This window comes from Burkholderia sp. 22313, from assembly GCF_052045245.1.
Classification (GTDB): domain Bacteria; phylum Pseudomonadota; class Gammaproteobacteria; order Burkholderiales; family Burkholderiaceae; genus Burkholderia.
The window spans coordinates 32,306-53,808 of record NZ_JBQEON010000004.1 but is presented as its reverse complement, the minus strand read 5'-3'; the positions used below and the strand labels follow the sequence as shown (position 1 = coordinate 53,808).

Sequence of the window (21,503 nt, the reverse complement as noted above, 5' to 3'; positions counted from 1 at the left end):
CTTTGCATACGATGAACGCACCCGAACCGCAGCCGCGCGGCACGTTGATGATCCAGGGCACGACGTCCGATGCGGGCAAGAGCACGCTCGTCGCGGGCCTGTGCCGCCTCGCGCGCCGCGCGGGTGCGCGCGTCGCACCGTTCAAGCCGCAGAACATGGCGCTGAACAGCGCGGTGACGGCCGACGGCGGCGAGATCGGCCGCGCGCAGGCGCTGCAGGCGCTCGCCGCGGGCGTCGCGCCGCATACCGATTTCAACCCGGTGCTGCTGAAGCCGACGAGCGATCGCGGCGCGCAGGTGATCATTCACGGCAAGGCGCGCATGAATCTCGACGCGCGTGCGTATCACGACTACAAGCCGGTCGCATTCGACGCGGTGCTCGAGTCGTACGCGCGGTTGCGCGCGGGCTACGACACGGTGCTCGTCGAAGGCGCGGGCAGCCCGGCCGAGATCAACCTGCGCGAAGGCGACATCGCGAACATGGGCTTCGCCGAACGCGTCGACTGCCCGGTCGTGCTGGTGGCCGACATCGATCGCGGCGGCGTGTTCGCGCACCTGGTCGGCACGCTCGCCTGCCTGTCGGACAGCGAGCGCGCGCGCGTGCGCGGCTTCGTCATCAACCGCTTTCGCGGCGACCTCAGGCTGCTCGAACCGGGCCTCGACTGGCTGCGCGCGCAGACGGGCAAGCCGGTGTTCGGCGTGCTGCCGTACCTGCACGGGCTGCTGCTCGATGCCGAGGACATGCTGCCGTCGCAGGCGCGCAGCGCGGCCGCGCGCGGCGACGCCGGCGTGCTGCGCGTGGTGGTGCCTGCGCTGCCGCGCATCAGCAACCACACCGATTTCGATCCGCTGCGCGCGCATCCGCAGGTCGAATTCACGTACTGGAAGAGCGGCCCGGTGCCGGACGCCGACCTGCTGATCCTGCCCGGGTCGAAAAGCGTGCAGCGCGATCTCGCGTGGCTGCGCGACGCGGGCTGGGATGCGGTGATCCGCCGCCACCTGCGCTACGGCGGCAAGGTGATCGGCATCTGCGGCGGGATGCAGATGCTGGGCCGCACGCTGGACGATCCGCTCGGCCTCGAAGGCGCGCCCGGCAGCGTGCCGGGGCTCGGGCTGCTCGACTTCGACACGACGCTGCAGCCGGACAAGACGCTGAAGAACGTGACGGGGCATCTGGCCCTGCCGGGTGCGGCCGCCGTGCACGGCTACGAGATCCACATGGGCGACACGCGCGGGCCCGCGCTCGCGGCGCCCGCGCTGGAACTGGCGGCGGCCGACCTGCCGGGCGGCGTGTGCAACGACGGCGCGGTGTCGGCCGACGGGCAGATCCTCGCGACCTACGTGCACGGGCTGTTCGACGCACCCGACGCGTGCGCGGCGCTGCTCGCGTGGGCGGGGCTCGACGGCGCGGAGCGTATCGACTACCCGGCGCTGCGCGAGGCGTCGCTGGAGCGGCTGGCCGATTCGTTCGCCGAGCATCTCGACCTGCGTGCGCTGTACGCGGAGTTTTGCTGATTTTTGCCGACTGACGGCGCGGCCGGCCTGGCATTTTCCGGCCGATCGCATACAACTCAGATGGGCGGAGGTCCACCCGAAGGAGCGCGACGATGAAGGCTCGATGGTGGTTGAGTGTGCTGCTCGCGGCGCTGCTGGGCGCGTCGGCGGTGGCGCACGCGTGCGATTCGTACGCGCCGGGCGGCAGCCCGGCCGGCTCGGGCGACGCCGCACAAGGCAAGAGCGGCGGCTGACGGGCGTATCGCGGAGCGGATACCGGGGCATGATCGGTCATGCCCTTTTTTACGGCCCAATTCGTTCCTTGTGGGAATCAATTAAAGCTGGATAGCGTATTTATTGGCCGAATCGATTCGAATAGAGTGCGATGCATTCCCATCCACTCCCGAAGGAATTCGCCATGAACCCCAATCGCCTGAACGATCTCGGCGCGACGCTGCTGCGTGTGGCGCTCGGCGTGCTGTACCTCGCGCACGTTGCGCAGAAGGTGTTCGTCTTCACGCTGCCTGGCACCGCGCAGTTCTTCGCGTCGATCGGCCTGCCCGGCTGGCTCGCGTACCTGACGACCTTCGTCGAACTGGCCGGTGGCCTTGCGCTGCTCGCCGGCTTCCGCGTGCGCATCGCCGCGCTCGTGCTGCTGCCGTTCATGCTCGGCGCCGTTTCCGCACATCTGCCGAATGGCTGGGGCTTCGCGTCGCCGCACGGCGGCTGGGAGTACCCGGCGTTCTGGGCCGTCACGCTGGCCGTGCAGGCGCTGCTGGGCGGCGGCGCGTTCGCGCTCGGCGCACCGCGCGCCGCGACGCGAACCGCATAAGTCGGGCGGGCAGCGGCGCAACCCGTTCCGGTGATACCCCGTTTGCCGATATCATCGCTCCCTGTATCCGCAATCGAGCGGCGTCTGCCAGGCGGCAGGCGCCGCACGGCTTTTTCGGGGGAATTCATGACGGTCATCGTGGTGGCGAATCCGAAGGGCGGCGTGGGGAAGAGCACGCTGTCCACCAATCTTGCCGGCTATTTCGCGGCGCAGGGCGCGTGGGTCGCGCTCGCCGATCTGGACCGGCAGCAGTCCGCGCATGCGTGGCTCGACCTGCGTCCGGCCGGCCTGCCCGCGATCGAGGCGTGGGATCTCGACCCGGACGCGCCGTCGAAGCCGCCGCGCGGCCTCGAATATGCGGTGATCGACACGCCGGCCGGCCTGCACGGCAACCGGCTCAACGTCGCGCTGCAACTCGCCGACAAGGTGATCGTGCCGCTCCAGCCGTCGATGTTCGATATTCTCGCGACCCAGCAGTTTCTGGAGCGCCTCGCCGGCGAGAAGGCCGTGCGCAAAGGCAGCGTCGAGGTGGGGATCGTCGGGATGCGCGTCGACGCGCGCACGCGCTCGTCCGACCAGCTGCACCGTTTCGTCGAAGGGCTCGGGCTGCCGGTGCTCGGCTACGTGCGCGACACGCAGAACTATGTGCAGATCGCCGCGCACGGCCTGACGCTGTGGGATGTCGCGAAGAGCCGCGTCGAGAAGGATCTCGAGCAGTGGCGGCCGATCGTCGAATGGGCCGAGCGGCGCGCGCCGAAGGCGGAGAAGGTCGCCAAGGCGTCCTGACCGCGCGCTGGCCGGATCCGGACGGTGAATCCGGCCGAATGCGGTCGAATCCGGTCGAATGAGAAAGGGCCCGATCCGGCATCGCGCCGGATCGGGCCCTTCGTACCTGTGACGGCTGCGCGGCTGACCGCCCCGTCGGGCGGGGCGCCGCGGCAGCGATCCCGCATGTCACGACACGCCGGCGGCCGCGCGGATCAGGTCCAGTTCTGCGTCGGCACGTGATCGCGGTGGCCCTTGATCTTGTTGCCTTCGTCGATGAACACGAGCTTCGGCTTCCAGCCGGCTTGCAGCTCGGCTTCGTCGACCATCGCGAACGCCGCGATGATCACGAGGTCGCCGAGTTGCGCGCGGCGCGCGGCCGAACCGTTCAGCGAAATCATCCCGCTGCCGCGCTCGCCCTTGATCGCGTACGTCGAGAAACGCTCGCCGTTGTTGATGTTCCAGATGTCGATCCGTTCGTTTTCGATCAGGCCCGCCGCTTCGAGCAGGTCTTCGTCGATCGCGCACGAGCCTTCGTAATGCAGCTCGCAGTGCGTGACGGCCGCGCGGTGGATCTTCGATTTGAGCATATGGCGCTGCATGGTATCTCCGTGATGCGTGAGAGGCGCGGGCGGACGGCCCGTCAGATTTCCAGGTTGTCGATCAGGCGCGTCGCGCCGAGCTTCGCGGCCGTGAGCACGACGAGCGGTTCGCCGGCGTCGAGTTCGGCGGCGCTCGGCGCGATCAGGTTCGCGCGGCGGCGGATCGCGATGTAGTCGGGCGCCCAGCCGCGCTCGGCCAGGTGCGTGCGCGCCTGCTGCTCGAGCTTGCCGAGGTCGCGTTCGCCGCCGAGCACGCTGTCGCGCACGCGCTGCAGCGTCTTCGCGAGTTCGGGCGCTTCCTTGCGCTCGTCGGGCGTCAGGTAGCGGTTGCGCGACGACAGCGCGAGGCCGTCCTCGTCGCGCACGGTCTCGGCCGCGATGATCTCGACCGGCAGCGCGAGCTGCTGGCACATCCGGCGCACGATCATCAGCTGCTGGTAATCCTTCTTGCCGAAGACGGCGACGCGCGGCTGCACGCAGGACATCAGCTTCGTGACGACGGTGCACACGCCGGCGAAGAAGCCGGGGCGGAACTCGCCCTCGAGAATCCCGCCGAGGTCATCCGGCGGCAGCACGCGGTACGCCTGCGGCTCCGGATACATGTCGCGCTCGGTCGGCGCGAACAGCACGTAGACGTTTTCCTTCTGCAGCTTCTCGATGTCGTCCTGCAGCGTACGCGGATATTTGTCGAAATCCTCGTTCGGGCCGAACTGCAGCCGGTTGACGAAAATGCTCGCCACGACCGGGTCGCCGTGCTGGCGCGCGAGGCGCATCAGCGACAGGTGACCTTCGTGCAGGTTGCCCATCGTCGGCACGAACGCCGTGCGGTTCTGGCCGCGCATCTGGTCGCGCAGTTCCTGGATCGAGCTGATGACTTTCATGATCGGGTAGCGGGTTCCTCGCGCAGGCGCGCGTTGGCGCCGCAACAGCGGCGTCGGGGTCGAAGCGGAGAACGCCGGTGCGCGGGCGGCGCATCGGACGTCGGCGGATTGTAGAGGATTTGGCCGCCGGGCGCATCGAAAAAAGAACGATCGTTCACTTTTTAATCGGGCGCGCCGCTGGCGGGCCGCGCGGGCAAACCCGACGGCGGGATCCGGTGTCATGCGCAGTATCGCGGTGGACGGGGAGGCGGCGGGCGCGGAGGCGTTACGCGGGCAGGTACGCGAGGCGCACGTAGATCGGTGCGAACGGTTCGGGCTGCGTGATCTCGACGAGCGATTCGCGTGCGAGCTCGAGCATCGCGATGAAGTTCACGACGACGACCGGCACGCCGCGCGACGTGTCGAACAGGTCGGCGAACTCCATGAAGCGCGCGTTCTGCAGCTTGCGCAGGATCAGGCTCATGTGCTCGCGCACCGACAGCTCCTCGCGGGAGATCTTGTGATGCTGGACGAGCTTCGCGCGCTTGAGCACGTCGGCCCACGCGGCGCGCAGGTCGTCCGAATCGACGTCGGGGAAGCGCGGCGTGATGCTCTGCTCGATGTAGACCTCGGCGCGCAGGAAGTCGCGGCCGAGCTGCGGCAACTGGTCGAGGCGCTGCGCGGCGAGCTTCATCTGCTCGTATTCGAGCAGGCGGCGCACGAGTTCGGCGCGTGGATCCTCGGCTTCCTCGCCGGTATCGGCCTTCTTGACCGGCAGCAGCATCCGCGACTTGATCTCGATCAGCATCGCGGCCATCAGCAGGTACTCGGCCGCCAGCTCGAGGTTCGACGTGCGGATCTGGTCGACATAACCCAGATATTGCGCGGTGACCTGCGCCATCGGGATGTCGAGCACGTTGAAGTTCTGCTTGCGGATCAGGTACAGCAGCAGGTCGAGCGGGCCTTCGAAGGTCTCGAGGAACACCTCGAGCGCGTCGGGCGGGATGTAGAGATCCTGCGGCAGCTTGAAGAGCGGCTCGCCGTACAGGCGAGCGAACGCCGCGACACCGTCGACCGTGTCGGGCGTCGAATCGGCGCCCGCGGGCGCGGCGATCGCGTCGTCCTGCCGGGCGGCGCTGGCCTCGTCGGCGGCGCTCACGTCGTCAGAAGTTCTGGTAGTAGACGTAGGACGTTTGCTTCACGCGCGATTCCTGCTGCTCGGCGCGCTCGTCGAGGTCGATCGGCTGCTTGTCCCACAGCAGGGAACGGCCCTTGCGCTGCTCTTCTTCGAGCGTCGGCTTCTGTTGCTTGAGCTGGTTCAGGAACTGCGTGACGTCGGACTGGTACGGCATGGCTTGGCTTTCCGTTTCGGGCGGCGCACGATGCGCCGGATTCGCGATGGCGGGATTTTACCGCATCGCGGGGAACAGCCGGCGCCAATCGCGCGTCGAATCGGCTGGCCGGTGCCGGCGGCGGGACCGGCCGGGCCCGCGCGCGCATCGTTGCGCGCAAGCGTCAAAGCAGGGCCGGTGCGGGCATGGCCCCCGCCCTGTGGTCAAATACAGGGTTTTCCACGAAACCATGACAACCGAGGGCGAGGTCATATTTGGCGGGTCAGGCGAACCAGCAAGCACTTACGGCGCATGAGGCGAGCCCGCATGAGGCCCGTCCTGTCGGCCGTCGCGCGCGGCGCGGCGCCGGTGCCGCGGCCCGGGCCGCGCTCGCGGGCTGTCTCGCCGCGTGCGTCGCGCTGCCGGCCTACGCGAAGTACGACGTCGACATCGACGCGCCGCGCTCGATCCGCAAGCTGCTCAAGGCCCACCTCGACATCGCGCGCTTCGCGAAGCGCGACGACATCAACGACGACCAGTTCGACTTCCTCGTCACCGCCACGCCGCAGCAGGTGCGCGACCTGACCGCGACGGCCGGCTATTTCTCGCCGGTCGTGCGTACCGACGTGCGCACGCGCGACGGCAAGCGCGACGTGCGCGTCGCCGTCGATCCGGGGCCGCCGACCGTCGTGTCGACGGTCGACCTGACGTTCAAGGGCCCGGTCGATTCCGAGGATCCGAAGCAGGAGGCCGCGACCCGTTTCGCGTTCTCGCTGAAGCCGGGCGACCCGTTCACGCAGTCCGGCTGGGACGGCGCGAAGGGGGCGGCGCTCAAGCAATTGCAGTCGCGCCGCTATCTCGGCGCGAAGATCACGTCGTCGGAGGCGCGCATCGATCCGCGCACGCAGCGCGCGACGCTGGCCGTCACGTTCGACAGCGGGCCGACATTTACGATCGGCAAGGTCGATGTCGACGGCGTGCGCCGCTATCCGGAGAAGATCGTCACGAACGTCAATCCGCTGTCGGAAGGCGAGATCTACGACGTGCAGCGGATCACCGAGCTGCAGCGGCAATTGCAGAACACGCCGTACTACGCGAGCGTCGCGATCGACGTCGGCGACGATACGTCGAAGCCGGAGCGCACGCCCGTGCACGTGAAGGTCAGCGAGTTCCCGTACAACAACATTCGCGGCGGCGTCGGCTATGCGACCGACACGGGCCCGCACGTGCAGGGCTCCTACACATACCTCGACACGTTCGGCGCCGCCTGGCCGCTCACCGTGTCGGGCCGGCTCGACCAGATCCAGCAGTACGGCCAGGTCCAGCTGTCGATGCCGCCCGGCGAGAGGGGGTGGACCAACAGCGTGCTCGCGTCGTACACGAACACCAACGTGTCGGACACGCGCATCTACAGCGCGCGGATCGGCGCGCAGCGCACGCGCACCGGCCAGTTCATCGATTACGCCTACTCGCTGATGTACTACCAGGACCGGCTCGACCAGAACGGCGCGGGCCCGACCACGAGCCGCGCGCTGGTGCCGCAGTGGGCGTGGACGCGCCGCAACGTCGACGATCCGCTGTTTCCGCGCTCGGGCAACCTGATCCACGCGGAGGCCGGCTTCGCGATCAAGGGCGTGCTGACCGACCAGACCTTCATCCGCGGTTACGCGCGCGGCCAGCAGTACGTGCCGATCGGCCGGCGCGACCTGTTCGTGTTCCGCGCGGAGCTCGGCGGCGTGTTCACGAGCGGCAGCTCCAACGGCGTGCCGGCGTCGCTGCTGTTCCGCGCGGGCGGCTCGAACTCGGTGCGCGGCTACGGCTACCAGAGTATCGGCAACAACGTCGACGGCTCCGTGCTGCCGACCAAGTACCTGATGACGGGCACCGCCGAATACCAGCACTGGTTCAACCGCGACTGGGGCGCCGCGACGTTCTTCGACATCGGCACCGCGACCGATGCGTGGGGCGAGAAGGTGTTCTATCCGGGTGTCGGCATCGGTGCGCGCTGGCGCAGCCCCGTCGGCCCGATCAACGTCGACGTCGCATACGGGCTGCGCAACCACAGCGTGCGCCCGTACCTGACGCTCGGCATCGCTTTCTGACCTTGTTGCCCTGTTCACGACGACCCGCACGACGACCCGCATGACGAAGGACCCGAACGACACGCCGCCGCCTCACGATCCGGACTCGCCCGAGCGCGCGCCCGACGCGCCGCCGCGCGCGCGGCGCCGCATGCGTGCGGGGCGCGTCGTCGCGTGGACGCTTGCGACGGTCGTGTTGCTCGTCGTGCTGGCCGTCGGGCTCGTGCTGGCCGCGGCGACGACCGAGCGCGGCACGCGGCTCGCGTGGCAGACGGCCGTGCGCGTGCTGGGCGGCCGGCTGGCGGGCACGCTGGAAGGCGGCGCGCTCGCGACGGGCGTGCGGTTGCACGGCTTTGCGTGGACGAGCCCGGGCGGCGCCGGCACCGAAGTGCGGATCGACCGGCTCGACGGCCGCTGGGCGCTGACCCGCGCACCGTGGCGGCTGTCGGTCGCGTATCTGCGCGCGGGCACGATCGACGTGCGGATCGTGCCGGGGCCGTCGAAACCGGCCACGACGCCACAGGACCTGAGCTTGCCGCTGCAGTTGCGGATCGACGACCTGCGCGTCGATCACCTGGCGATCCACGAAGGCGCGTCGACGACGCAGCTCGATCATCTCGCGCTGAACGGCCGCAGCGACGGGCGTCACCATGAGCTCGCGCTCGACGGCGTCGACACGCCGTACGGCGCGCTGACCGCGCGCGCGAAGCTCGACGGCGTGAAGCCGTTCGCGCTGACGGGCACCGCGACTTACGTGGGCAAGCTCGCCGACGAACCGGTCAACGCGAGCGCGAACGTATCGGGCTCGCTCGAAGCGCTCGTGGCCGACGTCGCCGCGAGCGGGATGAAGCTGAACGGGCGCGCGCACGTCGAGGCCGCCCCGTTCGGCGCGGTGCCGCTCACGCGCGCGTCGCTCGTGTTCGATCACGTGAACCCGCAGGCGCTTTCGCCCGGCGCGCCGGCCGCCGATCTCGCGGTGCGTGCGGAGCTGGCGCCCGTGACCGCGCCGGCCGGCACCGCCGCGGCGAAGGGTTTCGCGGTGACCGGCCCGGTGTCGATCGTCAACGCGAAGCCCGGCACGCTCGGCGAGCATCTGCTGCCGGTCGTCGACGCGCATGCGACCGTGAACCTGGACGCGCACGCGCAACGGATCGACGGCCTCGCGCTGAAACTGATTCGCGACGGCAGCGTCACCGGCAGCGGCATGCTGACGGGCGGCAAGGGCCGCTTCGACCTGAAAGTCGCGAATCTCGACCTCAATGCGTTCGTCGCCGAGCTGCGACCGATGCGCCTCGGCGGCCCGCTCGGCGTGACGCTGGCCGGCGACGCGACGATCGTCGACTTCAACCTGAACGATCCGAAGCTTGCGCTCGGCGCGCGTGCGAAGGTCGCGCTCACGCGGCAGCAGACGGTGCTGACCGATGCGCGCGTGACGGCGGGCAAGGGGCGCATCGACCTGACGGGCGTGTTCCGTCACGACGCGCATTCGAGCTACGACGCGAAGGCGACGCTGACCGCGTTCGATCCGCTGTTGCTCGCGGCGATGAGCGCGCCGGGCGCGGGTGGGGCGAGCAGCGCGGTCAGGGGAAAACCGGCGAAACCGGCGGCCAGGGCGCCGGCCACGCGCGGAGAGACGCGCGTGTCGGGCACGCTGACGGCCTCCGGCGCGTTCGCACCGCAGGTGTCGACGAAGGCAACCTTCAAGCTCGGCGACAGCCTGTACGACGGCGTGCCGCTGACGGGCGCCGGCGTCGTCCAGCTCGCCGGCGCGCGGATCCTGCCGAGCAACGCGAACCTGTCGATCGCGGGCAACCACGTCGACTTGCGCGGCAGTTTCGGCGCGCCCGGCGACCGGCTGCGCTTCGTCGTCGATGCACCGGAACTCGACCGGCTCGGCTTCGGCATCCAGGGCCTCGTGCAGGCACAGGGTGACCTGACCGGCAGCTTCGCCCATCCGAACGTGACGGCCACCTACAAGGCGCAGCACGTCGTGGTTGGCTCGAACCGGATCGGCGCCGCGCAGGGCCGCGCCGACATCCGCGACGGCGCGCACGGCGCGCTCGTGTTCACGGCCGACGCGTCCGACATCGCGCTCGGCTCGCTGCAGCTGAAATCGCTGCGCGCCAACCTGGACGGCACGCGCGCGAAGCACACGCTCGACGCGTCGGCGCTCGGGATGGCCGGCGGCCGCGTGATCGACCTGACGCTCGCGGCGAGCGGCGGCGTGGTCGAGAACGGCGACGGGATGCGCTGGGACGGCACCGTCACGCGCCTCGCGAACCGCGGCACGCCGGCGCTGGCACTGCAGTCGCCGCTCACCGTGTCGGCCGGCGCCGGCCGCGTGACGCTCGGCGCGACGCGGCTGATGCTCGAAGGCGCGGCGATCGACCTGAAGTCGTTCGTGTTCGATCGCGGCCAGATGCGCTCGGCAGGCTCCGTGCGCGACGCATCGGTCGCACGTTTCCTCGAGGTCCGCCAGGCGCTGACGGGCCAGCGGCCGCCCGTGCGCACCGACGTCGTGCTCGATGCCGACTGGGACTTCTCGCTCGGCGCGAACGCGACCGGCTACGTGCAGGTGAAGCGGCGTGGCGGCGACGTGACGATCGAGACCGGGCGCGGCATCTCGTCGCTCGGGCTGACCGAGCTTTCGGCGCGCGCGAGCTTCGTGCCCGGCAACCGGCTCAACGTCGTGGCGCTCGCGAGGGCGAACCGGATCGGCAAGCTCGACGCGAATGTCACCGTGCCGTTCGCGCTGCGCGACGGCGTGTTCGGCGTCGTCGACGATGGCCCGCTGTCGGGCCGCATCGACGCCGACATCCCGTCGCTGAAGACGACCGGCGTCCTGTTCGGGCCGAGCTACCTGCTCGGCGGCCGCGCGGCGCTGAACCTGACGATCGCCGGCACGCCGGCGAAGCCGAACGTGTCGGGGATGCTGACGGGCGACGACCTGTCGGCGACGCTCGTCGACCAGGGCGTGCAGCTGAAGGACGGCATCGTGCGCGTGAAGCTCGCGGAGAACCTCGTCGAATTCCAGCAGGTCGAGTTCCATGGCGGCGACGGCACGCTGCGCGCGATCGGCCGCGTGCGTCTCGACGGCGAGGCGCCCGACCTGACCGCGAGCATCGTCGCGGACAAGCTCGAACTGTTCGCGGCGCCGGACCGCAAGCTGTCGCTGTCGGGCAAGGCGACCGTCGCGAACGACGGGCCGCGCGGCGCGCTGTCGATCGACGGCAAGTTCGTCGTCGATCGCGCGCTGTTCGACCTGCCGGAGGAATCGGCGCCGCATCTGTCGGACGACGTCGTGATCGTGCGCCCGGACGGCACGGTGCGCGGCGACGTGCAGACGGGTACCGCGGCCGCGAAGCCGCAGAAGGTCGAAGACAAGCCGGCGCCGTCGCTCGCGCCGCGTGCGAACATCGACATCGGCCTCGGCAACGACTTCCGCTTCAGGGGCCACGGCGCGGACCTCGGGCTGCGCGGCACGATCACCGTGATGAGCGCGCCGGGCGTGCCGCTGCGCGCGGTCGGCAACGTGCGCGTGACGGAAGGGTCGACGTACACGTCGTTCGGCCGCAAGCTCGCGGTCGAGAACGGTTTCTTCACGTTCAACGGCCCGGTGTCGAATCCGGGCATCAACATCCTCGCGATGCGGCGCAACCAGGAGGTCGAGGCCGGCGTGCAGGTCATCGGCACGATCCAGTCGCCGACCGTCAAGCTCGTGTCCGAGCCGAACGTCACGGACAACGAGAAGCTGTCGTGGCTGCTGTTCGGTCACGGCACCGACCAGGGCAACAACGTCGGCCAGCAGAACGCGATGACCGCCGCGCTCGGGCTGCTCGGCAGCGCGACCGGCAAGCGTGTCGCGCAGAGCATCGGCCTCGACGAATTCTCGATCGGCCGCAGCGACGTCGGCCTGACCGATGCGCAGGTCGTGCAGATCTCGAAGGCGATCAACGAGCGCTTCGTGCTCGGCTACGAACAAGGGCTGCAATCGGCGAGCAACGCGTTCAAGGCGACGATCAACCTGACGCGCTTCTGGTCGGTGTCCGCGTATGGCGGCACGTTCCAGGGCGTCGACCTGAACTACACGCGGCGCTTCGATCGGTGGTTCGGGCAGCGCTAGCCGATCATGCATGCCGCGTGCAGCGTGATCGTTGCCGCGGCCCTCGCATTCGGTCGGCAGTCGCGCGACGTAAACAAAAAAAGGCCCCGCACGCATCTTGCGGGGCCTTTCTGCGCAAGCGGCTCGAGCGGCTTACTTCACGCGCATGCCGGGCTTCGCGCCGCTGTGCGGCTCGAGGATGTAGAGGCCCGGCTCGGCCTTCTCGTCGGTCGCCGACGCGGCGAGCACCATCCCTTCGGACAGCCCGAACTTCATCTTGCGCGGCGCGAGGTTCGCGACCATCACCGTCAGCTTGCCGACGAGCTGCTCGGGCTGGTACGCGGACTTGATGCCCGAGAACACGTTGCGGGTCTTTTCCTCGCCGATGTCGAGCGTGAGCTGCAGCAGCTTGTCCGAGCCTTCGACGGCCTGGCACGCGACGATCTTCGCGATGCGCAGGTCGACCTTCGCGAAATCGTCGATCGAGATCGGACCGTCGTCGGCACCGTTCGCGGCGGCCGGCTTCGCGTTTGCCTTGGCGCCCTTCGAATCCTTCGCGGCTTTGGCGGCGGTCGCGCCCGCGGCAGCGGCGCCGGCGGCTTCGGCCTGCAGCGAATCGCGGTTCGCGGCGAGCAGCGCGTCGATCTGCTTCGGATCGACCCGCGTCATCAGGTGCTGGTACGCCTTGATCGGCTGCGCCGACGACAGCGGCGCAGCGGCGTCGGCCCACGTCAGCGGTGCGATCCCGAAGAACGCTTCGACCGATTCGGCGACGCGCGGCATCACCGGCTTCAGCGCGAGCGACAGCAGCCGGAATGCCTCGAGGCTCACGCTGCAGCTTTCGTGCAACGCGACCGCATTGGCCGGATCCTTCGCGAGTTCCCACGGCTTCGCGCCGTCGACGTACGCGTTCACTTCATCCGCGAGCTCCATCGTGTGGCGCAGCGCGCGGCTGTACTCGCGTGCTTCGTAGTTCGCGGCGATCGCGGGAATCGCGTCGCGCAGCTTCGCGACGAGCGGATGGTTCATCGCGCTGTCCTGCACGCGGCCGTCGAAACGCTTGATCAGGAAACCGGCCGCGCGGCTCGCGATGTTTACGTACTTGCCGACGAGATCGCTGTTCACGCGCGCCTGGAAGTCGTCGAGGTTCAGGTCGATGTCTTCCATCGTCGCGTTCAGCTTCGCGGCGAAGTAGTAGCGCAGCCATTCGGGGTTCAGGCCCGTGTCGATGTAGCTCTGCGCGGTGATGAAGGTGCCGCGCGACTTCGACATCTTCGCGCCGTCGACCGTCAGGAAGCCGTGCGCGAACACGTTGGTCGGCGTGCGGTGGCCCGAGAACTCGAGCATCGCCGGCCAGAACAGCGTGTGGAAATACAGGATGTCCTTGCCGATGAAGTGGTACTGCTCGGCCGTCGAGCCCGAGCGGATCCACGCGTCGAAGTCGATGTCCTTGCGCTCGCACAGGTTCTTGAAGCTCGCGTAGTAGCCGACCGGCGCGTCGAGCCACACGTAGAAATACTTGCCGGGCGCGCCCGGGATCTCGAAGCCGAAGTACGGCGCATCGCGCGAGATGTCCCAGTCGGCGAGCCTGGCTTCGCCGGCGTCGCCGAGCCACTCGCGCATCTTGTTGGTGGCTTCGGGCTGAGCGAGGCCGCTGACCCATTCGCGCAGGAACGACTCGCAGCGCGGGTCGGACAGGCGGAAGAAGTGGTGCGTCGACTTCTTGCGCACGGGCGTCGCACCCGACACGACCGAGTACGGGTTCAGCAGTTCGGTCGGCAGGTAGGTCGAGCCGCACACTTCGCAGTTGTCGCCGTACTGGTCCTTCGCGTGGCACTTCGGGCACTCGCCCTTGATGAAGCGGTCCGGCAGGAACATTTCCTTGACGGGGTCGTACGCCTGCTCGATCTCGCGCTCGGCGATCAGGCCGTTTTCCTTCAGCGCGAGGTAGATCTTCTCGCTCAGCACGCGGTTTTCTTCCGAGTCGGTCGAGTAGAAGTTGTCGAACGACACGCCGAAGCTGTCGAAGTCGCGCTTGTGCTCGGTCCACACGCGGTCGATCAGCTGCTTCGGCGTGAGGCCTTCCTTCTCCGCGCGCAGCATGACCGGCGTGCCGTGCGTGTCGTCGGCACCGATGTAGTAGACCTCATGGCCGTGCATTCGCAGCGTCCGAACCCAGATGTCGGTCTGGATGTACTCGACCAGGTGGCCGATGTGGATCTGGCCGTTGGCATAGGGCAGAGCGGACGTAACGAGGATCTGGCGGCTGCCTTGCGGCGCCGCGGCCTGCACGGAAGTGAGGTCGGATGCGGACATAGGGTCTGTAGAAGAACGGCGGGAAAACGACGGAAACTGCGATTCTAGCAGGGGTGCAGGGAGGTCAGTCGGGGCCGGTGCCGTGGACCGGGCGCCGAGACGGGCGGGACCGCCGGGGCAGCGTGCCGGGCGGTGTCATGCTGCAACGCAGCACGCGAATTTCGGGCAAAAAAAAACCGGGGCGGATACGGCCCCGGAGCAACAACGACAAGAGGAGAATGGTGACGCGCCGGCAGCGCCGGCCGCGTACCGTAAAGACAGACCGCAGGCCGGGACGGAAGTTCGAAAATTTTTTCGATTTGTTGCCGGTCCCGTTGCACGCCCGCGGCGGCGGGGCCGTGCGCGCCGCGCACGCCCCGGTTTCCTCTCGTTGCGATGCTTACTGTTGCGCTGCGCGCAGGTAGATCTCGACGCGACGGTTTTGCGCGCGGCCGGCTTCGGTCGCGTTGTCCGCGATCGGGTTCGACGGGCCCATGCCCTGTGCCGCCAGGCGGCCGCCGGCGACGCCGCGCTGCACGAGCGCGTTCACGACGCTCTGCGCGCGGTTCTGCGACAGCGTCTGGTTCAGCTGCTGCGAACCCGTGCTGTCCGTGTAGCCGACGACCGATGCCGTCACTTGCGGGTTCTGGTTCAGCGTCGTCGCCAGGTCGTTCAGCAGCGGCGTGAAGGCCGGCGTGATCGCGTACTGGTTGGTCGCGAACGTCACCGAGCTCGGCACGTTCAGCTTGAGCGAGCCGTCCGGCTGCTCGGTCACTTGCGTGCCCGTCTTGGCTGCCGACGGCGCGAGCTTGTTCTTGATCGCTTGCCAGTTGTAACCCGTCACGCCGCCGACCAGTGCGCCGACGCCCGCGCCGATCGCCGCGCCCTTGCCGCCACCAGCCAGTGCGCCGATGCCCGCGCCCAGCGCCGCACCCGTGCCGGTGCCGACGGCCGCGTTGTTGCCTTGCTGCGTGGCGCAGCCTGCCAGCAGTGCGCCGGCGAGTGCGAAGACGGACAGGCGAGTCGCGATTTTCATGTTCATCTTGGATTCCTCTCTTGGTTTGAACGAGTCGACAACAATGACAAACAACAGTTACGGCTCCGTACACGGGCTGCCCGAAAAAGGAGGGCCGGCCCGCGCCCGCGGCAGCCGCCGAGGCGGTCGCATGCCCTGTTCGCCAGCGTGGCTGTTCGGACAGGGTGGCGCGTCAGCCTCTACAATATAGGCGGTTCGTGGCCGATTTGGCCCCATAGCATGCCGCACGCGAAGATTGCGCCAGCGCGCGCGTTCGCGCAATGGCGTGCAACAGATTCTTTCACTTTTCCCGCGTTTCGCAGCGTTATTTGATATTTCTTGACGTTTGCGCGAGAGAAAAACGTTTTCACGGAGTTTCGATGAGCATTGACCGGGCACAAGTCGACGCCGCGCTGGCGGCTGTCGTCGACCCCAATACCGGCCGTCCGTACGCGGCGAACAAGGGCGTGCGCAACGTCGCGATCGACGGCGATGCCGTGACGCTCGACGTGGTGCTCGGCTATCCGGCGCGCAGCCAGCACGACGACGTGCGCGCGCGCATCGCCGATGCGCTGAAGGCCGTGCCGGGCGTGCGCGACGCACGCGTCGCCGTGTCGCAGGACATCGTCGCGCACACGGTGCAGCGCGGCGTGAAGCTGCTGCCGAACGTGAAGAACATCGTCGCGGTCGCGTCGGGCAAGGGCGGTGTCGGCAAGAGCACGACGGCCGTCAACCTCGCGCTCGCGCTCGCGGCGGAAGGCGCGTCGGTCGGCATTCTCGACGCCGACATCTACGGCCCGTCGCTGCCGACGATGCTCGGCATTCACGGCCAGCGCCCCGAGTCGCCGGACAACCAGTCGATGAATCCGCTGGTCGGCCACGGGCTGCAGGCGAACTCGATCGGCTTCCTGATCGAGGAAGACAATCCGATGGTGTGGCGCGGCCCGATGGCGACGTCGGCGCTCGAGCAGCTGCTGCGCCAGACCAACTGGCGCGAGCTCGACTACCTGATCGTCGACATGCCGCCGGGCACGGGCGACATCCAGCTCACGCTCGCGCAGCGCGTGCCGGTGACGGGCGCCGTGATCGTGACGACGCCGCAGGACATCGCGCTGCTCGACGCGAAGAAGGGCTTGAAGATGTTCGAGAAGGTCGGGATTCCGATCCTCGGGATCGTCGAGAACATGAGCATCCACGTCTGCTCGAACTGCGGCCACGAAGAGCATGTCTTCGGCGCGGGCGGGGCCGCGCGGATGGCGCAGGATTACGGCGTGAACGTGCTCGGCAGCCTGCCGCTCGACATCGCGATCCGCGAGCGCGCCGACAGCGGCACGCCGACGGTTGCGGCCGACCCGGACGGCGCGCTGGCGCGGCGCTACCGCGACATCGCGCGCGGCGTTGCGCTGGCGATTGCCGAGCGCGCGCGCGACATGACGTCGAAGTTCCCGTCGATCGTTGTTCAAAATACGTAAAACCCTTGCGGGGCGGGGCCTCACGCTGTTTACGGCGCCGCAAGGCACGGTATCATGGCGACTTTTCCCGGGTCCCTTTACCCGCCCGGCCTAGTGCCGTATCAAACGGCCGCCAGCCGGCATGAGGATCGAATGAACCAACGACATCACGGCGTGCTCGCCGGCCGCGCGCGGCGCGCGCTGCTGGCCGCTGCCGCGCTGGGCCTGCTGGCCGGCTGTACTGTTTTTTCCTCGTCGCATGAAAAGCGCGCCGACGCGCAGTTGCAGCCGACCGTCGGCTCGCAGACGCGCGGCGCGGTGTCGTTCGTCGAACGCCCGGACGGCGTTCAGGTCACGTACAACCTGGTCGGCCTGCCGCCGAACAGCGATCACGCGCTGCAGGTGCACGAGCGCGGCGACTGCAATGCGGGCGACGGCTCGAGCGCCGGCCAGGTGTTCGCGCCGGCGGCCGACCGGCTGCGCGCGGGCGCGCGAGTCGCCGGCGATCTCGGCAACATCCACGCGGATGCGAACGGCGTCGCGGCCGGTTTCATCGTCGCTCCCGATCTGGCCCTCGATGGCGTGCGTTCCGCGCTGAACCGCGCGGCGCTGGTCCACCGCGAGTCGAGCGATCCGGCGTTTCCGCAGCATGGTGCGGGGCCCGCGCTCGCGTGCGGCGTGATCCGTTGACGGCCGCCGCGTGCGCGAGCCGATGATCGCGTAAAATGTGCGCCTTCCCCGGCCGCCGCCTTGAACCGGCGGCCGTCGTTTACCGTCACGCAGCGTTTCCTGGCGCCCCAATATGAAACGACCCCAACGCTCACTTTGTTCGCTGTCCCCCGAGGGGACGGCCAGCCACCTTGGGACGGCCCGGCGGAGGCTGGCATGAGCATCAAGTCCGACAAGTGGATTCGGCGCATGGCCGAAGAACACAAGATGATCGAGCCGTTCGTGCCCGATCAGGTTCGCGCGTCCGAGGACGGTCGCAGGATCGTCAGCTACGGCACGTCGAGCTACGGCTACGACATCCGCTGCGCGGACGAATTCAAGATCTTCACGAACATCAACTCGACGATCGTCGATCCGAAGAACTTCGACGAGGGTTCGTTTGTCGATTTCAAGGGCGACGTGTGCATCATCCCGCCGAACTCGTTCGCGCTGGCCCGCACCGTCGAATATTTCCGCATCCCGCGCACCGTGCTGACCGTCTGCCTCGGCAAGTCGACGTACGCCCGCTGCGGGATCATCGTCAACGTGACGCCGTTCGAACCCGAGTGGGAAGGCTACGTCACGCTGGAATTTTCGAATACCACGCCGCTGCCCGCGAAGATCTACGCGAACGAAGGTGTCGCGCAGGTGCTGTTCTTCGAGAGCGACGAGGTGTGCGACGTGTCGTACGCCGATCGCGGCGGCAAGTATCAGGGTCAGCGCGGTGTCACGCTGCCGAAAACCTGATCTGGTTGCATAACGTCTCACCAGTTTCCGGGTGACCGCTGCGCGTGACGCGCCGCGGTCGTTCTTTTTGGAGAATCGCCCATGAAGTTTCGTTTCCCCGTCGTCATCATCGACGAAGATTTCCGCTCCGAGAACATCTCGGGCTCCGGCATCCGGGCGTTGGCCGAAGCGATCGAGAAGGAGGGCGTCGAAGTCCTCGGCCTCACGAGCTACGGCGATCTGACGTCGTTCGCGCAGCAATCGAGCCGCGCGTCGTGCTTCATCCTGTCGATCGACGACGACGAACTCATGCTCGGCGAAACGGGCCCGGACGGCGAGCTGCCCGAGCTGGCGACCGCGATCATCGAGCTGCGCGCGTTCGTCACCGAAGTGCGCCGCCGCAACGCGGACATCCCGATCTTCCTGTACGGCGAGACGCGCACGTCGCGGCACCTGCCGAACGACATCCTGCGCGAACTGCACGGCTTCATCCACATGTTCGAGGACACGCCGGAGTTCGTCGCGCGCCACATCATCCGCGAGGCGAAGGTCTATCTCGACTCGCTCGCGCCGCCGTTCTTCAAGGAACTGGTGAAGTACGCCGACGAAGGCTCGTACTCGTGGCACTGCCCGGGCCACTCGGGCGGCGTTGCGTTCCTGAAGAATCCGCTCGGCCAGATGTTCCACCAGTTCTTCGGCGAAAACATGCTGCGCGCGGACGTCTGCAACGCCGTCGACGAACTCGGCCAGCTGCTCGATCACACGGGCCCGGTCGCGGCGTCCGAGCGTAACGCGGCGCGCATCTTCAGCGCGGACCACCTGTTCTTCGTGACCAACGGCACGTCGACGTCGAACAAGATCGTCTGGCACGCGACGGTCGCACCCGGCGACATCGTGCTGGTCGACCGCAACTGCCACAAGTCGATCCTGCACGCGATCACGATGACGGGCGCGATTCCGGTGTTCCTCACGCCGACGCGCAACCATTTCGGCATCATCGGGCCGATCCCGCGCGAAGAATTCAAGCCGGAAAACATCCGCAAGAAGATCGAGGCGAACCCGTTCGCGCGCGAGGCGCTGCGCGAAAATCCGGACATGAAGCCGCGGATCCTGACGATCACGCAGAGCACGTACGACGGCGTCGTCTACAACGTCGAGATGATCAAGGATCTTCTCGGCGACCTGGTCGACACGCTGCACTTCGACGAAGCGTGGCTGCCGCACGCGACGTTCCACGACTTCTACCGCGACATGCACGCGATCGGCGACGGCCGTCCGCGCACGGGCGCGCTCGTGTTCGCGACGCACTCGACGCACAAGCTGCTCGCGGGCATCTCGCAGGCGTCGCAGATCGTCGTGCAGGATTCGGAGAACCGCACGTTCGACAAGCACCGCTTCAACGAGGCGTACCTGATGCACACGTCGACGAGCCCGCAGTACGCGATCATCGCGTCGTGCGACGTCGCGGCCGCGATGATGGAGCCGCCGGGCGGCACCGCGCTCGTCGAGGAATCGATCGCCGAGGCGATCGACTTCCGCCGCGCGATGCGCAAGGTCGACGCCGAATACGGCGACGACTGGTTCTTCAGCGTGTGGGGTCCGGACGAGCTGTCCGAAGAGGGCATCGGTTCGCGCGACGACTGGATGCTGAAGCCGAACGACCACTGGCACGGCTTCGGCCCGCTGGCGGAAGGCTTCAACATGCTCGACCCGATCAAGGCGACGATCATCACGCCGGGGCTCGACGTCGACGGCGAGTTCGGCGAGACCGGCATTCCGGCCGCGATCGTCACGAAGTACCTGGCCGAGCACGGGATCATCGTCGAGAAGACCGGCCTGTACTCGTTCTTCATCATGTTCACGATCGGCATCACGAAGGGCCGCTGGAACTCGATGGTGACCGAGCTGCAGCAGTTCAAGGACGACTACGACAACAATCAGCCGCTGTGGCGCGTGCTGCCGGAATTCGTCGCGCAGCATCCGCGCTACGAGCGCGTCGGCCTGCGCGACCTGTGCACGCAGATCCACGACGTGTACCGTGCGAACGACATCGCGCGCCTGACGACGGAGATGTACCTGTCGGACATGGAGCCGGCGATGAAGCCGTCGGATGCGTTCGCGAAGCTCGCGCACCGCAAGATCGACCGCGTGCCGCTCGACGAGCTCGAAGGCCGCGTGACGAGCATCCTGCTCACGCCGTACCCGCCGGGCATTCCACTCCTGATTCCGGGCGAGCGCTTCAACAAGACGATCATGAACTACCTGCGGTTCGCGCGCGACTTCAACGAACGCTTCCCGGGCTTCCATACCGACATCCACGGCCTCGTCGCGGAAGAAGTGAACGGTCGCGTCGAGTACTTCGTCGACTGCGTGCGCGACTGATGGCGGCGCAGGGACGAATCCGGACGATGCGTGCGGCGCTGGCGGCGCTCGCCGCCTGGGCCGCGTGGTCGGCCGGGCCGGCAGGGGTGAATGTCGCGCATGCGGAAGTCGCGGCGGCCGACCCGATCGACGTCGCGATGCGGCAGTGTCTCGCGCGGCGCGACCGGTCGTCGCCGGCCGGCCAGATCCAGTGCATGGGCGAGGCGCAGCAGCAGTGGCAGGCGGTGATGGACGGCGCGTACCAGCGCCTGTCGAGCGATGCGCCGGCCGACGCGAAGCGCGGCTGGCAGGACAGCCAGCGTCACTGGGTCACGTGGCGCAAGGATGAAATTCTTCTGCTGAAGGCTGTGTACGACACGACGCGCGGCACCGCGTACACGATGGCGAGCGCGGACATGCAGTTGCAGCCGGTGCGCGATCGTGCGCTCGCGCTGCGCGCGGCGGCCGACCGTTATGCGCCGCCGCCCGCCGCCGTGCCGGTCGCGGCCACGAGCGGCACGCAGGGCGCGGTTCAGGGCGGCGCGAGTGCGGCGTCGGGCGCCGCCGCGGTAGCCGCCGGCAAGCCGGCGAACGCCGCGCCGCGCGATCCGGCGATCGGCCGGGTGCGGCCGTGCGTGCAGGATGCCGCGTGCGAACACGCGGTGTTCGACCTGAATCGCTATTACCAGAAGCTGCGCCGCAAGATGCCCGCGCATTCGGCCGCGACGCTCGTGCGCGCGCAGCGCGCCTGGGTCGCGTTCCGCGATACGACGGCGCCGCTCGTCGGCGAGGACGGACGCGTCGACCTGATCGGCGCGCGCATCGCGACGATGAAGCGGCTGTCGGAGACGGCCGGCAACAAGTAACGATCGTTACGACGT

Annotated in this window: 17 protein-coding genes; 11 read left to right on the top strand and 6 right to left on the bottom strand. The window is 68.3% G+C overall.

Annotated elements, in window-relative coordinates; translation table 11 throughout:
- Positions 1 to 11 precede the first annotated feature (11 nt).
- From ACTJKF_RS05045 to ACTJKF_RS05030, 4 genes are all read left to right on the top strand, one after another.
- The gene (locus tag ACTJKF_RS05045; protein ID WP_440622473.1) at positions 12 to 1,514 is read left to right on the top strand and encodes a cobyric acid synthase; all 1,503 of its coding nucleotides are present in this window, start codon (positions 12 to 14) and stop codon (positions 1,512 to 1,514) included.
- 92 nt (positions 1,515 to 1,606) lie between these two features.
- The gene (locus tag ACTJKF_RS05040) at positions 1,607 to 1,747 is read left to right on the top strand and encodes a hypothetical protein (protein ID WP_162999288.1); all 141 of its coding nucleotides are present in this window, start codon (positions 1,607 to 1,609) and stop codon (positions 1,745 to 1,747) included.
- Positions 1,748 to 1,911: 164 nt separating this feature from the next.
- The gene (locus ACTJKF_RS05035; protein ID WP_440622472.1) at positions 1,912 to 2,325 is read left to right on the top strand and encodes a DoxX family protein; all 414 of its coding nucleotides are present in this window, start codon (positions 1,912 to 1,914) and stop codon (positions 2,323 to 2,325) included.
- Between the two features lie 126 nt (positions 2,326 to 2,451).
- The gene (locus tag ACTJKF_RS05030; RefSeq protein ID WP_059527575.1) at positions 2,452 to 3,111 is read left to right on the top strand and encodes a ParA family protein; all 660 of its coding nucleotides are present in this window, start codon (positions 2,452 to 2,454) and stop codon (positions 3,109 to 3,111) included.
- 194 nt (positions 3,112 to 3,305) lie between these two features.
- On the opposite strand, the gene panD is transcribed toward ACTJKF_RS05030, so the two are convergent.
- From panD to ACTJKF_RS05010, 4 genes are all read right to left on the bottom strand, one after another.
- The gene (panD, locus tag ACTJKF_RS05025; RefSeq protein ID WP_006484038.1) at positions 3,306 to 3,692 is read right to left on the bottom strand and encodes an aspartate 1-decarboxylase; all 387 of its coding nucleotides are present in this window, start codon (positions 3,690 to 3,692) and stop codon (positions 3,306 to 3,308) included.
- 41 nt (positions 3,693 to 3,733) lie between these two features.
- Positions 3,734 to 4,573 (bottom strand): pantoate--beta-alanine ligase, encoded by an 840-nt coding sequence (gene panC, locus ACTJKF_RS05020; protein ID WP_440622471.1) that lies wholly within the window; start codon positions 4,571 to 4,573, stop codon positions 3,734 to 3,736.
- A 265-nt stretch (positions 4,574 to 4,838) separates the two neighbouring features.
- The gene (locus ACTJKF_RS05015; RefSeq protein WP_096502211.1) at positions 4,839 to 5,711 is read right to left on the bottom strand and encodes a segregation and condensation protein A; all 873 of its coding nucleotides are present in this window, start codon (positions 5,709 to 5,711) and stop codon (positions 4,839 to 4,841) included.
- Positions 5,712 to 5,715: 4 nt separating this feature from the next.
- Positions 5,716 to 5,904, bottom strand: a complete 189-nt coding sequence (locus ACTJKF_RS05010) for a DUF3460 family protein (RefSeq protein ID WP_044849219.1) — start codon at positions 5,902 to 5,904, stop codon at positions 5,716 to 5,718.
- Between the two features lie 254 nt (positions 5,905 to 6,158).
- Between ACTJKF_RS05010 and ACTJKF_RS05005 the strand changes: the two genes are divergently transcribed.
- Positions 6,159 to 7,985, top strand: a complete 1,827-nt coding sequence (locus tag ACTJKF_RS05005) for an autotransporter assembly complex protein TamA (protein WP_440622470.1) — start codon at positions 6,159 to 6,161, stop codon at positions 7,983 to 7,985.
- A gap of 40 nt (positions 7,986 to 8,025) precedes the next feature.
- On the top strand, positions 8,026 to 12,087 hold the full coding sequence (locus tag ACTJKF_RS05000) for a translocation/assembly module TamB domain-containing protein (protein WP_440622469.1): 4,062 nt from the start codon (positions 8,026 to 8,028) through the stop codon (positions 12,085 to 12,087).
- Positions 12,088 to 12,219: 132 nt separating this feature from the next.
- Here ACTJKF_RS05000 and metG read toward each other — a convergent pair whose 3' ends face one another.
- Entirely contained in the window at positions 12,220 to 14,382 is a 2,163-nt protein-coding gene (metG, locus tag ACTJKF_RS04995; RefSeq protein WP_440622468.1) for a methionine--tRNA ligase, read from the bottom strand.
- Positions 14,383 to 14,761: 379 nt separating this feature from the next.
- Positions 14,762 to 15,403, bottom strand: coding sequence for an OmpA family protein (locus ACTJKF_RS04990; RefSeq protein ID WP_014896346.1), 642 nt, complete (start codon positions 15,401 to 15,403; stop codon positions 14,762 to 14,764).
- A 353-nt stretch (positions 15,404 to 15,756) separates the two neighbouring features.
- Between ACTJKF_RS04990 and apbC the strand changes: the two genes are divergently transcribed.
- From apbC to ACTJKF_RS04965, 5 genes are all read left to right on the top strand, one after another.
- A complete protein-coding gene (gene apbC, locus ACTJKF_RS04985; RefSeq protein WP_440622467.1) occupies positions 15,757 to 16,848 on the top strand; it encodes an iron-sulfur cluster carrier protein ApbC in 1,092 nt (363 codons plus the stop codon).
- A gap of 132 nt (positions 16,849 to 16,980) precedes the next feature.
- Positions 16,981 to 17,517 (top strand): superoxide dismutase [Cu-Zn], encoded by a 537-nt coding sequence (gene sodC / locus ACTJKF_RS04980; protein ID WP_440622466.1) that lies wholly within the window; start codon positions 16,981 to 16,983, stop codon positions 17,515 to 17,517.
- Between the two features lie 195 nt (positions 17,518 to 17,712).
- Complete coding sequence (dcd, locus tag ACTJKF_RS04975) at positions 17,713 to 18,282, top strand: dCTP deaminase (protein WP_006398615.1); 570 nt, start codon at positions 17,713 to 17,715, stop codon at positions 18,280 to 18,282.
- Between the two features lie 81 nt (positions 18,283 to 18,363).
- Positions 18,364 to 20,643, top strand: coding sequence for an Orn/Lys/Arg decarboxylase N-terminal domain-containing protein (locus ACTJKF_RS04970; RefSeq protein ID WP_440622465.1), 2,280 nt, complete (start codon positions 18,364 to 18,366; stop codon positions 20,641 to 20,643).
- Entirely contained in the window at positions 20,643 to 21,488 is an 846-nt protein-coding gene (locus ACTJKF_RS04965) for a lysozyme inhibitor LprI family protein (RefSeq protein WP_440622464.1), read from the top strand. Before ACTJKF_RS04970 ends, ACTJKF_RS04965 begins: the two co-directional genes overlap by 1 nt.
- The last annotated feature ends 15 nt before the right edge of the window (positions 21,489 to 21,503 follow it).